Raw genomic sequence first — 14,213 nt, 5'->3', positions numbered from 1 at the left:
TATAACCTTAGGTTTTAAATCGAAAAATAATAATCAGACAGTCTGTTAAAGTTTTTGGCTTAGTTAGTAACTCATCGTATTTTTATGGTGTAGTGGTTTTTACGGACAAAAAGGAAAGGCTTGGCAAATAAAAGATACAGTGTTCCATTTAGACAAAGATTCGAATGGTTGGCTAAAACATTGATTTTGACAGAAGAGTAAACCTTTAAACTTATAGACTAATCAAAATGACAGCCGATTGTAGCTCGTCCAAACGGCCGTTTTAGGCAGAATGTGAGCAAAATTGCCAGCCACATTTATCTTATAGGGTTAAGAAGATCACTTGAACCAATTGCATTATGAAAAAAACGAGTCAGGTCTATTTTGTCGAAATCAATAACTAATAAGCAGACAATCTATTAAAGTTTTGGAGTTCTTATCACGGACTTAAGTGGAACAACGCTGATGAGCTGATGAAAGTTATTATAACAAGCTTATATTGGAAGACATTCAGTGAAGAAGTATTATAAAATAATCATATAAGAGCAGAGCCTTAATTTTTGAATACTTAGTTTTGATACCTGATTTTTGAATGCTTAGTATTCATATGTTGTAAAGTAAGGAAAAATTTTGATTTTAAGAAGATTAATACTCGTTTTTTTGGGCGGAATTTTATTGCCTGGATGTACGTCTCTTGGTTCTCACATTTTATCCAATCCAAACAATTATTTGTCAGAGGCTGAGTTAATTGATGCTTCGCCAACAGATTTGGGGTTTGAAAACAGGAAGTTTTGTGATTTAAACGGTGAAAAGTGTATTCCGTATTTATTCGCGTCAGCCTACTCTGCCGAGAAATTTAGTAAAGATCAAACTGTCTATTATAACCTTCACACACAATCCGGCGACGTAGAGAGCTCGATTTCCCACCGCATGACACCAGATACTTTTGGTCGAGCTAAAGGGACCGCAATTCTTTTACATGGTTATGGCGGCTCTAAAGAAGCAATGATGGTAACGGCGTTTTATTTTCGGGCATTAGGGATGAAAACAATATTGCCTGATTTGTTTGGACATGGTGCATCCGATGAGGAATTTAAGTTTGCCACTAAAGAACATAAGTCGTTTTCAGCTCTGATCAACAACCTAAAAAGTAACCAGCAGATAGAGGCACCGATTATCGTTGTCGGTCATTCTATGGGGGCACTCGCAGCAATAAACCTGCTACAAGAGAGTCAGGATGTCCAAGGCGCAATTTTACTGGCTCCGATGCTTCGCTTTGACAAAGCATCGGAAAAATACCTTCCTTATAAATTACCAACGATCAGTCAGTTTATTTCGCAGAGGATGCTAAATGACATAGTGGAGAGTGCCATGAATGATGCTGGGGTAACGCTATCCGATACAGATATTATTCATAAAATCAAAAATTCGAAAAAGCCGTTGCTTGTGGTTACTTCTGATAAGGATTCTGTATCACCGTCTAACTACTTTTCTTCATTAAGCGGTGATAATGTCCAGCTTATCGAGTTTAATGGAAGAAATCATCCTAGTTTAATCGCTTTTAGCACAGAAGATACAAAGGTAATCGAGAGTTGGTTGTATGAAATGATTTTCTTACAACAATAGGTTGAACGACTATTAATTGTCTGTCTAATTTGCTGAATGCCCATCTAATTATAAGACACAAAACACTACTGACATAGTGCTGTCAGCAGCGTGAGCTTACAATCTGCCTACAATTCAGTAGGAGAGATTAAATAATGAAAATGAACTATTTTGTTGTCGGCACAAACAACTTGGAAGCTTCGACCAAATTCTATGATTCACTTTTTGAGCAAACAGAATTTAATCAAGTTTTTTCAACTGAAAGAATGATATTCTGGCAGGGTGAAGATGAAGACTCCGCATTTGCAGTAGCTATCCCCTTTAATGAGGAACCTGCAACTAATGGAAATGGAACCATGGTTGGTTTTAGTGTTGGAACTACAGACGAAGTAAAAAGACTGCATAAAAAGGCGATTGAATTAGGTGGCACCTGTGAGGGTGAGCCAAATCAACGGGGGCTTCGTTTTTCTGCATATGTGAGAGATTTAGATAAAAATAAAATCGTTTTTTCTAAATAAATTTAACTCAAAATATACAATGTCATAACATCGTACACACAAAAAATAAAAACGAAAAAATCTTAAAAATTATCTCAAAATAAATTCGGAAAAATTCTATTTTAATTTTAAAAATATGGTAGTCTTTTAAGGCTAGCGGTTGGAAAGTATCTGCAAACTCGCTGCTGGTTTAGGAAGGTTTTCGAGCATTTCTAAACAGCGAGTTTTGTTAAGAAACCGCCAACCAGTGACTATCAAAGTATAGTTAGCGGCCATCTTCGGTCGAGGGTTGCAGCCCTCAGTCGTAGACTGGTCAATGTTAATCTCACACCAGGAGACCAACAATGACGTTTCGGCATTATATAACGTCGCAGCTAACAGTGCGACCCCAGTTTCTCAAACACTTTCTCAATTTGGAAAGTCGTTATCTATTTTTAACCTATTGTTTTCTCAAGAAAAAATTCCTGCTTTAAATTCTTGTTTAAGTTTCAGGCTGTTTGTTACTTGAGTTTGACGGCTCAGGCGTAGGCTTGTGCGTGCCTATTTCCTAAGGCTGCCGTCACTTATCTCCAACATAACAAACAGTCATAACCCAGTTTGAGAACTGGGGATCTTTGTACGCCTGACTTTGTGCCATGCACCAGTTGGCGCGGAACTTAAGCAGGAACTTTTCTTTCGCTGGCAGAAAAAACATTTCGGTGTTTCTGGCCAGTAAAACGAGATTTTTTATTAGTCCTGTTTTGTCGTATGGCCAGTTTTATACAAAAAAACTTAACCATTTCACCTAGTGAAAAAATAGATAATGGAGAAAAAATGAAGAAAGTAATACAATCATTTTCAGTAGTGATGGCACTATTAATTTCAACCAATGTGTTTGCTTCTCAATTTGTTTGTGTAGGCAAAGATCTTTGGATGTGTCAGAACCAATGCGTGATAAAAATAACACCAAGTGGTGTGAAGATTAAAGATTCGCGAGGAGGTTGGGTGCAAAAGCTTCCGAAATCTCCAGGCCGTCCAATCTGCGACTTTAAATAAGCTTAGGCGGCATCTGCCGCCTTTTTCCAGAGGCGATTATGAAAAAAACAATATTAGTTTTTATACTGGGTGTTGTTACAGCATTAATAGTCAATAACATCTTTTTTAATGATTCTAAAGGTAGTGAACCAAAAGCACATAAATCAAAAAGCGAACTAGCCATCAAGGATAAGTCTGACACAGTAAAGGAACACCACAAACAATCTGAAAATATCGAAGAAAAATCTGTTGTGGAAGCCAGAAAAATTTCGAGCTCTCTCGATAATAATGATAGTGGCGAATCTCAAGTCGAAATTTCTGGCGAGCGACTTAAATATGACGGAAGCAAATTCGAAGAAGAAACTTTCGGCATTTCTGTTTCCGAAGAAGATGGAATTGGTATCAACGTGAGAGCAATCGAAGGCAAAAGTTATCAAGAGCTTAACTCCCTTCTGGACGAACTTTCAGTTAAAGCAGGATCAGATCAAGGAGCGATCGAACATAAAGTTAAACACCAAGATTATTTTTTAGCTAATCAATCAGGCTCAACTGGATACGAGTTCAACCGAGTTGAATGTGGAAGTGATGTTTGTGTCGCAGTATTCGACAATTTCGATGCTAACCACGATTGGACTCAAGGAATACCTGATGTATTTAATCCTGAAAATGGGTTCGAAGGAGGTCAAGGAGCGTTTGAGTGGTTACCACGTCACGAAAATGATGAGAGTCCTTCGTTGACCTACATGTTTGCACGAGGCGATAAGAAAGATGCATCTATGTATACACCAATTACTCAGAGTTGGTAGTAGTGTAGGTTGGGTTGGGCTCGCGAAACCCAACAAAGGCGTTCGAGTTTAGCGGAGATTTTAATTTTTTGAATCTTTGGTTAAATTGAGAATGATGTTGGGTTTCCTTCGTCTACCCAACCTACGGAGCAATAAATTAAAGGACGAATCTGAAGTCCACGTTTGAGGGCTTAGGATTCTGTCATCTCGACCGCAGTGGAGAGATCTCCATCAGACTTTCGCTTTGTTCTAGGCATCTGTGAAACTAAACTAAAAAAGGCGCTCCTAAAAAGGTTTATCTTGACATGTAAATGATCAATATCTTTGGGAGATCTCTCCACTGCGGTCGAGATGACAGGAGTGATTATTTCCAATACGAAATCATAAGTAGTGTAGGTTGGGTTGAGCTTGCGAAACCCAACAAAAGTTTTCGAGGTTAGCGGAGAGTTTAATTTTTTGAATTTATGGTCAATCTCTTGAAGGTTTTGCGGTCGATTAACCTAATATCGAATTTAACTAAAGATATTTTTCTCCATTTCGGTTCCCTTATAAGATCTTAAAACTGACAAAATTGTTAGTGGAGGTAGAATTCGTTTATAAGCTATTAGTTTGCAGCTGAGCGCCTAGTGTTATGTTCCATGTTCATTAAAACAACTTAAAACGCTTGCGAATTTTATAACTGCGTGTAACATGCTGATTTAAATGCGAATTTAATTTTGTGCGAGTTAAGGTTCGTTTTAACACAGTTTTTTGTACTCTATAAGTTGTTAAGCACTCTAGAAGGAAATCATTTTGACAATTATTGCAGCAGCCATTAAAGATGGAAAAATTAGTATCTCGTGTGATAGTCAGACTAATTTTGGCTCTTTGAAAGTAAACAAAAAATACATAGCCGATGGTTATAAGTTATTGGAAGTAAATGACAGTGTCATTGGCGTTTCAGGATGGAGCGCTACTTGTCAAATAGTAGAACATCTTGTCGAAACGAATCCAGAGATATTTAAACTTGGTTCTCGAAGGGAAATTTTCGAAACTTTATTGGAACTACAGGAAAAACTCAAAGAAGACTATTTTATTGAAACTAGTGAAGATAGTGAACAGCCAGTAGAATCTAACCAACTGGACGCATTGGTGATAAATAGTAACGGAATATTTGGGTTTAGCAGTTATAGAGAAGTCCATCACTATAATTCGTTTTGGGCTTTGGGATCTGGAAAAAGACTTGCGTTGGGAGCAATGCACGCGCTATACGAAACAAATGCAAGTGCACAGGAAATAGTTGAGGCTGGTGTTAAAGCGGCGGCCGATTTTGACGATGGATGTGATTTGCCTTTAAAAACAATCACGCAGGATTTTAAAACGAAAAATGCTTAAGCAAATACGGAAAGTCACTTGTTTACTTACGAAGAAATAAATAGACACTCAATTTATGGTTAGTCTCTTAGGTAAATGTAGGTTAATAGACGCTGGTCTAAACCGGTTGTGCACAAACTACATCCAAAAATTAAACAAGTATTAACAGGTAGGCAATGAGTAAACAATTTCTCATATTTATAGTTTTGTTGCTAAGTGCTTGTGCTCCACATTTCTACAAAGCAAAATCACTTATTATTCATGCTGACAACATTGAAGTCGTATCTTATGGTGAGCTAAGTTCGAATTGTATTGGTCGCTCTAGTATTCCTAGGTCCTACAAATTGGTGAGAGAACTTTATACGTTGGAATTGTTCGTCTCAGCTCTACAAGTTGGAATTAGGGTTGTCGAGCCTGAAGGTGGTCGATATACACTTGACTCACCAGAGTTAAAAGCTAATAGCCCATCTGTTACAAATATAGATATTAGCTATGGACATTATTTTTCAACAACGATAGATAAAGATATAACTTTAAATATTCGTGAACAGGGTAATAAAATTGCTTCGGAGCTGTTCTCTCTAAATGTCAACGCCTGTAATGCTGTCGTAGTGGATACAATATAATGCTGATGACAAAAGTAATCATGAGTACCGGCTTAAAGCCGCTTTTGTTTTACTATAGTAATAAATGGGTCAGATGATCTTGGTTTGTGAAGCTCATCAGTAATATAGTTACGTTGGCCGGTGAATTAGAAGTGAATAGCAATAGGTTAGGGGGCACTAGGTGAGTGTATGAAATTGACAGCCTTTTCTATTATTTTTATTTTCTTCACTCAACTGGTGAGTGCCGATAATTTAAAATGGGAGCCTACAATACGAGATGATGGCGTTTCTGTTATCTTTGCAACAAATGAAGGTTTTGAATCACTTGGTGAAGCTATCGGTTCTGTGCCAAACGACTCATGGATAATGCATGTTGTGGTTCCACTTCTTCCCCAAAATACAGATTTTCAAAAGGATATTCACTATTACATTAAAGAGAATCAGCAGGGGGAGTTAGATGCAGCGTTAAATTCAGCTGGTAACATGCATAACCCTAAGGTGATCGCATTACACGAGATTTTTACAGAGGCTGTTTTAAACTCAAAATATGCTGAGTCTATTAATATTGCCTTGGCTAGCCGCTGCGAAAGAATCACCACAGTTAGTTTTGAAAAATTTTACATTTCTAAGACATCGGCTAAACCACAATATTCAGCAATACTTTGGTTTACTACTGAGAAGTGCAACCAACAAAAATCAGAAAATTGATTCAGCTGAGAGCATAAGTTAAATCATAAGTAGACCGTCTACTAAGTATATGAGAGTGCAAAAGTATTGTTTGGAGTAAATAATGACGAATGCATATAAAGGGGGATGCTTATGTGGAAACATCCGTTTTACTGTTGTTGGCGAGCCCAAAAATCCTCACGCTTGCTCATGTAAAATCTGTCAGCGACACTCAGGTTCTATAACGCAGCTATGGGTTGAGTTTTCCAAACAACAAGTCAGTTGGGATGGACCAGGAGGCGAGCCAGCACAGTGGCGATCATCAGACTTCTCTAGTAGAAGTTTCTGCCCAGTGTGTGGAAGTACGCTCGGTGCAATTGATGATGAACCTGTTGTTGCATTAGTGCTTGGTGTCTTCGACTCGAATAATAAAAAAGAGTTAAAGCCTAACTCTCATTCATACAAGTCAAAAACACCTAAATGGTGGAGTGTTGAAATCAATAAACAACCTGACACTTAACCGAACAACTATTTCTTACACAACTTCGCGAGACTGTTAGCTAACAAACTAGTTGTTAAAAGATAACTAAGATAAAGTCAGAATTCGGCGAATGAAATAATAATTAGACAGTCTACCAAAGGCATGCGGATCAAATTAACCTGGAGTGACTTAACAATATCAAGTTGTTCTGACTCCGTTGGTTTAAACTCAACTTCTTGACTTTAGAACGATGGCTTACTTAGTTTTTTAGGAACGTATTGATTAGCTTTCAGTGAAAAACAAGCAAACACTCTGTCTCATCAAGTATATTTCGATTCTGATACGCTGATAAAGTTATCAGTAAAGGTCGGTTGTGTTTGTTAGAAATTGACTATAAACTGCGTGCCTGTTTATTTCTATTTAGCATCACATTTATAAGAGAAAAAGAAATGAAACTACTTGTAGTATTAGTCGGAATTTTATTTGCAAGTAACTTGCAAGCAGAAAACTTTACTAAATGTAAGGATGCGGATGATTTTTCTGAATTGAATTTATCAATATGCGCAACCGTTAAGACATCCTTATCCCATAAACGGGAAAGCAAAGAAGAAATTGAACTTTTTGTTAGAAAGTTTCCTGCACAAAAATCTAGAACCGGTTCAATTTGGTTAATCGCTGGAGGTCCAGGTGAGTCAGGTGCCAGTTTTTATACCCTCATTGATACGTTTAGAAATGCGTTTCCTAGCCTAGATATTTTTATTCCTGATCACAGGGGAACTGGAGCTTCGAGTGTTATTTGCCCCGGAGAAGCGCTTGATTCAGTAAAAGCTGGTACATTAGTTGGGCAAGAGTGGGGAGAGTGTTTTTCACATATGTATTCAAATCTTGAGTACGTACAAGCATTCAACATTACGAACGCTGCTAAAGATTTGAACTTTCTTATAAATACATTTAGTGGTGAGGGAGAGCGTTATATTTATGGCGTATCTTACGGAACCCAGTTAACACTAAGAGCAATGCAAATTGGAGGGAATGCCGTTGACGGGATTATTTTAGATTCACTAGTTCCAATGCAAGATGATACAGGTTTTGACCTCAGCATGCGCTCTCAGGTTGTGAACAATGTAGGTCAACAATTTCTCTCTGAATATGCGCGTATCAATAACTTTTCAGATGAACAACTGAAAAATTTAAAAGAAAACCTCAGTCGAATAACAGGAAAATATAAATCTATTAAGAAAATTTCAGATAGCCTGCCTGAGGCTAAACTATCCAACACCTTAGGCATGATGTTAGATGTTCCTCACATTAGAAACATCATTCCCAAAATCATAAATGATATTTCTAAAAACGACAGCCAAAGCCTTGAAAAAGCTATACAGGATTTAAATACCTACTACACGAACTTTAATGCAGGTTATTTCAATTACGGTAGCTCAATACCGTTGGTTCAAATAATATCGGCCTCAGAAAATAATTTGAGAGTTGAGTTGTCTAAAGAAGATATTGAAAAAGAATCTGAAGGCTTTTTATTTAGTAGTCCATTGCCTTTACTTATTGCCGGGAACAGAATGCCTACCTATAAGAAAGATGCATATTTTTCAAAGTTACCGGCTAAGTTACCAAAAACGCTTATTATGCATGGCACGCTTGATCCAAAAACTCACTTTGATGCAGCGAAATCCTATGCAAGTGTTTTAAATAAAGCGGGAGATATTTCTCTTGTCAGCGTTGAATATGCGCCTCATTTTGTCGCTTTAAATGCGCCGGATTGTTTCAATCAGCACGCAAAAGAATTTATTCAAGGTAAAGCAATAAAGAGCCAAAGTTGTAAGGATAAGAAATCAATAATTAAATAGTTATGAATTAATTTTCATTGGCGTAAGAAACTTACTATTTTGATAGAGGAGACACCTAACAGAATTATCGGTTGCATTTTGAAGTGTCGGAAAAACTTTCAGCTGATTGGTCAGGCTGGGTTTATACGTGGCTATCTCTATATTAGATAAATTTAACCAGATGCCGCTCATTAAACACCTGGTAATTAAACACCCGGTAATATAACCAATCAGGCTGAGATAATTTACAGATTTGAGCTATACTTTTTTGCTTTACCAAGATGTAATTTATTTGCCGATGAAACTAGCAGGTTTTACAGTCAAGCAAGTCATATATGCCCAAGGCAATACGGTCATCGCTCGTGCAGTTGAAGGACCGCTAAGCTCCGAACCAGATTCTACTGACGATACCACCCAATCGGCCATCATCAAATACCAGAATACTGATTATCCATCGGCCCATTTAAACGCCCGTAGAAAGCACGAGTTTGAAATCTTACAATCTATTTCGTCAGACTGGATCATTCAGGCCGGCGGGATAAAACACCACGACAATAATTTGATACTGGTGCTAGAAGATTTTTCATCAGTTACTCTAGCAAAGTTCATGCAGTCCAAAAAACTGTCTTTCGGTGAACGGCTGCAAATAGCCTGTCAATTAGTCTCTGCGTTGAAAGACGTGCACGAACATCATTTGATCCACCGCGACATTAATCCTAAAAATATTCTCATCGATCCTGATAGCCTTACTCTCAAACTATGCAACTTTGCGCAAGCAACGCGACTTAGCCACAAACAACCATCGCTGAATACTAATGATCTCTGGGGAGGTTTCGAATATATTTCCCCTGAACAAACTGGTCGCACTAATCTGGAGCTTGATCATCGTAGCGATTATTATTCTCTAGGCATCACTTTTTACGAACTGTTTTCCGGTAGTCTACCTTTTATCTCTAATGATCCCATGACCTTATTACATGGTCATATTGCCCACACGCCAGAACCGCTCGCGGAGATAGCAGATATTCCAGAATCTCTTTCAGCGATTGTTAGTAAACTACTGGCTAAATCTCCAGAAGATCGCTACCAGAGTAGCTTCGGCTTGCAGGCCGATTTGAATCGTTGTTGGGAAGAGTGGCGTACTGAAGGAACCATAACTGGTTTTCCTCTGGCGAGTTCCGATATTCCGCAGCAATTTTGCATTTCGCAAAAGCTCTATGGCCGTGACTCTGAATTAACGACACTGCTGACCTCTTTTGAACAAAGCAGCAGAGGATACGCGGAACTGGTTTTGGTAAAAGGATATTCAGGCGTTGGTAAATCAGTATTGGTAAACCAGCTACAAAAACCGGTTATTGCCAAACGCGGTTTCTTTATCACCGGTAAATGTGATCAATATAGCCGTGCTCAGCCATACAGCGCACTAGTTCAGGCGATTCACCCTCTGATACAGCAATTACTTGGCGAAACTGAAGAGCGTTTGGCTTATTGGAAAGAGAGACTGTCTTCCGAATTGGGCGACAATGCCGCGGTAATTACCGAACTTCTCCCCAACGTCGCTTCTATCATTGGAACACCACCTGCGTTGCCAACATTACCGACAGCTGAAGCTGAAGCGCGTTTCCACTTGGCTTGTACTCAATTTATCAATTCCTTGAGTTCTCGTGAGCATCCCTTAGTCATCTTTCTTGATGATTTACAATGGGCAGATATTCCAACCTTAACTTTGTTAGAAAAACAACTGAGTAATTTTCGAGAATCATTCCTGCTTATTGTTGCGGCCTATCGCAGTAATGAAGTTGACGCATCGCATCCACTTAGCCAGAGCCTGCGTGATATAGAAAAGACTGGCGTTGTTAAACAGTTACATTTGGAGCCACTGAAAATTGCGGATGTCGAAAGACTATTATGCGAATCTTTTCATTGCTCTGTCGATAAAACCAAAACGCTGGCTGAGCTTTGTATTGAAAAAACGGAGGGAAATCCTTTTTTTCTTAACCAGTTTTTATCGTCTTTGTATGACAGCGGTGACATTAGTTACAACCATCAAGAGGGTCAATGGTCTTGGCGAATAGAAAAGATCCGCCAACAGCGTATTACCGATAATGTGGTCGATTTAATGGTTAATAAATTACGTCGATTGGATCGCGAAGCACAATCTTTGTTGTCATTGGCTGCTCATTTAGGCACGCAATTTTCCATGCGACAGTTATCGTCAGTTTCGGAGTGTGATGTGACGGTCACTGCTGCTGCCCTTTGGCCGATTTTAAAATCGGGTTTTATTTTACCTCTGGATGAAAATTTTGAATTCGCCAATGATGTAACGCGCCTTAATCAGTCACGTTATCGTTTTCTTCACGACCGCGTACAACAAGCTGCCTATTTGCTGACAAGTGACGATACCACCAAGCAATTACAATTACGTATTGGTCGTCATTTGCTGACGAATAGCTCCGCAAATGAACGGGAGGAAAATCTCTTTACACTATTGCAAGCACTTAACAGTGCTAATTCTCTAATCACCGATCCTCAGGAGCAAGCGCAACTACTTGCTTTAAATCTTCGCGCCGGGATCAAAGTAAAAAAAGCGGTTGCTTATCAGGCTGCTTCAACTTATTTGAATAATGCCAAAAATCTTTTGCCAGAATCTGCCTGGCAAACACAGCCTGAACAGACTTTGTCGATATATAAAGAGCTGGCTGAAGCCGAATATTTGTCAGGTCATTTCGACGCTGCCGATGCTATTTATACTGAGGCGGCCGAAATGACTCCTACCAAAGCCGCCCGAATTACGCTGATTCTGGTGCAGGCTGAACAATATCAAACCCAGGGACGTTTTAACGAAGCAATCAAAGTTTTACTGGCCGGCCTGAACTACATGGAGCAACAGTTTCCAGAAAACGAACTTGAAGCGGAAAAACAGCTCAATACTATTTTTTCGACAACTCAAGAAAGGTTATCTCCCTTCACCGTCGAGCAATTACTCAATGCAGAAAAAATGAGTGATCCTGAAAGTCTACTCTGCATGCAGCTATACAATGCGCTAGCAGTTGCGCTCTATCTGGTTGGTCATTTTAAGTCCTATGCAGTGAACGCTTGTAGAATGGTGCAACTGACTTTAAAACATGGCCAATGCGAACTTAGCTCCATTGCTTACCTCACTTACGCGACGGCAATGGCCGCGATGGGGGAACAGCATAAACGCTGCTATCAGATGGGAAAACTGGCTAAAACACTATCTGACCAGTGGGAGAATAAATACTACCGTGCAACGACCTATCAGTATTTTTCATCAACTTATTTACACTGGTGTGAGCCAATAGAAAATAGTTACCGGAGTCTAGCGCAGGTAATAAAATGGGGTCATGAAGGAATTAATCTAGTCTATGCCGGTTATTCAGTTTTGTTTAGCGTGAGAAATAAATTAATTAAAGGTTGTGCACTCGCAGAGCTGGAAACTGAAATAACTCAAGGTCTGGCTTTTCTAAGAAAGACTCACCAGACTCCTAATGAAAATTATCTTGTACTCAGTAGCTACCAGGCTTTACTTGCATTACAAGGCAAGACACTTAGCAGCAATTCTCTTGATACTGATACTTTTAATGCCTGTGATTATTTTAACGGCGATTTTAGCACGCCATCAATGGATTTAGCTTTTTATACTAGTGCCATGATACGTCATGCTTACCTGGTTGATGACGTAAAATTACAGCAACAATTTGTGCAGAACTTACCAATGGTCAGTGCATTTCTTCCAGATAGTCCATCGGTAACAGAAAGTACTTTTTATGCTGCGCTCAGCTTAATAAATATTAGCGAATTAAATATGGACCGGTTAAACCAGGATCAAATAAATCAGGACCAGTTAAACCAGGATAACCTGCTCACTGCACAACAATACTGTGATCAATTTGAACAGTGGGCTATCCATAGTCCAAATAACTATCAACATAAATATTGGCTAATAAAAGCCGAACTGGCTTGTGTAAAAAATGACAACGAATTGGCAATGCACGCCTATTCTCAAGCGATTGATACCGCCAGGCAAGCCGGTTTTATTCAATGTGAGGCATTGACCTGTGAGCGTTATGCCAAGTACTGGATGAAACAAAAACAACAGCGTCTGGCAGAAGTTTTCGTCAAGGAAGCCTATTATCTTTATTCTCACTGGGGCGCCAACGTCAAATGTGCGCTAATTGAAGCGCAATGGCCGACGCTTCAATTTAATCGAGAAAATACTCTGTTGGGAGTTCGCGGCGGTGTCCTACCATCAACGCAAAACGGCATTCCAGCCGACGCTAATTCACTTGATCTCCATTCATTGTTGAAAGCCAATCAACTGTTGTCCCAGGAAATCAACATTGGTTCTTTGTTGAAAAAAATGATGGAAATTCTCCTCGAAAATGCAGGGGCACAACAAGGGGGAATTGTTATTAATGATGAAGATACATTGACACTGGAGGTTTTTGGTCAGGTCGATAGCCAAAAGCAAGCGATTGAATGCCAGTTGCTCAGTAAAAAACTGGATGTGACTTTTTCTGATGCCGGCTCTTTTCTACCCAACACGCTGATACGCTACGTGCGACAAACACAAGAAACTTTAGTGCTTAATAAACCAGTTGATGATCAGCGATTTTTACAAGATAGTTATTTGCAAAACAATAAACCCAAGTCTGTGCTCTGCTTACCAATAATTGGCCAGGGTAAGTTGGTCGCCATTGTTTATCTGGAAAATAACCTCACTGAAAAAACCTTTACCGAAAAACATAAAGATACGCTGGAGTTAATTGCTTCACAGGCCGCTGTGTCGCTCATCAATGCACGTTATTACAGACAGCTGGAAGAAAAAGTCAGACAACGTACTGAAGAACTACAATTACTGGCTAGTCGCGATGGACTGACCGGCATTGCAAACCGCCGAGAATTTAATGAAACATTAGACAAGGAATGGCGGCGTAGTCTGCGAGATGCTCACTCTTTATCCTTGCTGATGATAGATATCGATCACTTTAAAGAATTTAACGATCACTATGGCCATCTCGAAGGCGACAACTGTATCAAAGCCGTTGCTAAAGCGCTTCAAACAGTCGTTAATCGCTCTAGCGATCTGGTCGCCCGATATGGTGGAGAAGAGTTTACAATTTTGATCATCGGCTTAAAAAAAATCGACACAATTAAAGTCGCACAAAATTGTCTGAATGTCGTTCGAGCTTTAGCCATACCCCACGCATTTTCAAAGTCTGCCGACCATGTCACGATCAGCGTCGGCATTTGCACCATGCCGGCTTCGCCCAAAGCCAAAGCCGACACCCTTATTTCACAGGCTGATGTGGCTTTGTATGAAGCGAAACATAATGGCCGAAACCAATTTTGTATTGCCGACGTATGAA

10 protein-coding genes are annotated in these 14,213 nt (G+C 39.3%); all 10 read left to right on the top strand.

All coding sequences use genetic code 11. The annotated features are described in order from the left end of the window. The first annotated feature begins 609 nt into the window (after nt 1-609). The 10 genes from FLL46_RS06950 to FLL46_RS06905 all read left to right on the top strand — a co-directional run bounded on the left by FLL46_RS06950 (nt 610) and on the right by FLL46_RS06905 (nt 14,212). A complete protein-coding gene (locus tag FLL46_RS06950) occupies nt 610-1,605 on the top strand; it encodes an alpha/beta hydrolase (protein WP_210418617.1) in 996 nt (331 codons plus the stop codon). Between the two features lie 134 nt (nt 1,606-1,739). Continuing rightward, nucleotides 1,740-2,102, top strand: coding sequence for a VOC family protein (locus FLL46_RS06945; protein ID WP_142892766.1), 363 nt, complete (start codon nt 1,740-1,742; stop codon nt 2,100-2,102). Between the two features lie 792 nt (nt 2,103-2,894). Then, the gene (locus FLL46_RS06940) at nt 2,895-3,116 is read left to right on the top strand and encodes a hypothetical protein (protein WP_142892765.1); all 222 of its coding nucleotides are present in this window, start codon (nt 2,895-2,897) and stop codon (nt 3,114-3,116) included. A 38-nt stretch (nt 3,117-3,154) separates the two neighbouring features. Beyond that, nucleotides 3,155-3,901, top strand: a complete 747-nt coding sequence (locus FLL46_RS06935) for a hypothetical protein (RefSeq protein WP_142892764.1) — start codon at nt 3,155-3,157, stop codon at nt 3,899-3,901. Between the two features lie 771 nt (nt 3,902-4,672). Beyond that, a complete protein-coding gene (locus FLL46_RS06930; RefSeq protein WP_142892763.1) occupies nt 4,673-5,254 on the top strand; it encodes a hypothetical protein in 582 nt (193 codons plus the stop codon). 155 nt (nt 5,255-5,409) lie between these two features. After that, nucleotides 5,410-5,859, top strand: a complete 450-nt coding sequence (locus FLL46_RS06925; RefSeq protein ID WP_142892762.1) for a hypothetical protein — start codon at nt 5,410-5,412, stop codon at nt 5,857-5,859. A 168-nt stretch (nt 5,860-6,027) separates the two neighbouring features. Next, entirely contained in the window at nt 6,028-6,546 is a 519-nt protein-coding gene (locus FLL46_RS06920) for a hypothetical protein (protein ID WP_142892761.1), read from the top strand. An 82-nt stretch (nt 6,547-6,628) separates the two neighbouring features. Further along, nucleotides 6,629-7,024 (top strand): GFA family protein, encoded by a 396-nt coding sequence (locus FLL46_RS06915; RefSeq protein WP_142892760.1) that lies wholly within the window; start codon nt 6,629-6,631, stop codon nt 7,022-7,024. A gap of 338 nt (nt 7,025-7,362) precedes the next feature. Then, on the top strand, nt 7,363-8,844 hold the full coding sequence (locus tag FLL46_RS06910) for an alpha/beta fold hydrolase (protein WP_142892759.1): 1,482 nt from the start codon (nt 7,363-7,365) through the stop codon (nt 8,842-8,844). 277 nt (nt 8,845-9,121) lie between these two features. Further along, nucleotides 9,122-14,212, top strand: a complete 5,091-nt coding sequence (locus tag FLL46_RS06905; RefSeq protein ID WP_142892758.1) for a diguanylate cyclase domain-containing protein — start codon at nt 9,122-9,124, stop codon at nt 14,210-14,212. Nucleotide 14,213: the final 1 nt, after the last annotated feature.

The sequence above is a fragment of the Aliikangiella coralliicola genome, assembly GCF_007004725.1.
Taxonomy (GTDB): Bacteria; Pseudomonadota; Gammaproteobacteria; order Enterobacterales; family Kangiellaceae; genus Aliikangiella; species Aliikangiella coralliicola.
The sequence above is the reverse complement of the archived record's forward strand: the minus strand, read 5'-3'. Positions and strand labels throughout refer to the sequence as shown.

What these genes read in the sequence shown, in the direction of transcription:
- FLL46_RS06945 (WP_142892766.1), top strand. Translation starts at nt 1,740, where the DNA reads ATGAAAATGAACTATTTTGTTGTCGGCACAAACAACTTGGAAGCTTCG.
- FLL46_RS06940 (WP_142892765.1), top strand. Translation starts at nt 2,895, where the DNA reads ATGAAGAAAGTAATACAATCATTTTCAGTAGTGATGGCACTATTAATT.
- FLL46_RS06935 (WP_142892764.1), top strand. Translation starts at nt 3,155, where the DNA reads ATGAAAAAAACAATATTAGTTTTTATACTGGGTGTTGTTACAGCATTA.
- FLL46_RS06925 (WP_142892762.1), top strand. Translation starts at nt 5,410, where the DNA reads ATGAGTAAACAATTTCTCATATTTATAGTTTTGTTGCTAAGTGCTTGT.
- FLL46_RS06920 (WP_142892761.1), top strand. Translation starts at nt 6,028, where the DNA reads ATGAAATTGACAGCCTTTTCTATTATTTTTATTTTCTTCACTCAACTG.
- FLL46_RS06915 (WP_142892760.1), top strand. Translation starts at nt 6,629, where the DNA reads ATGACGAATGCATATAAAGGGGGATGCTTATGTGGAAACATCCGTTTT.
- FLL46_RS06905 (WP_142892758.1), top strand. Translation starts at nt 9,122, where the DNA reads ATGAAACTAGCAGGTTTTACAGTCAAGCAAGTCATATATGCCCAAGGC.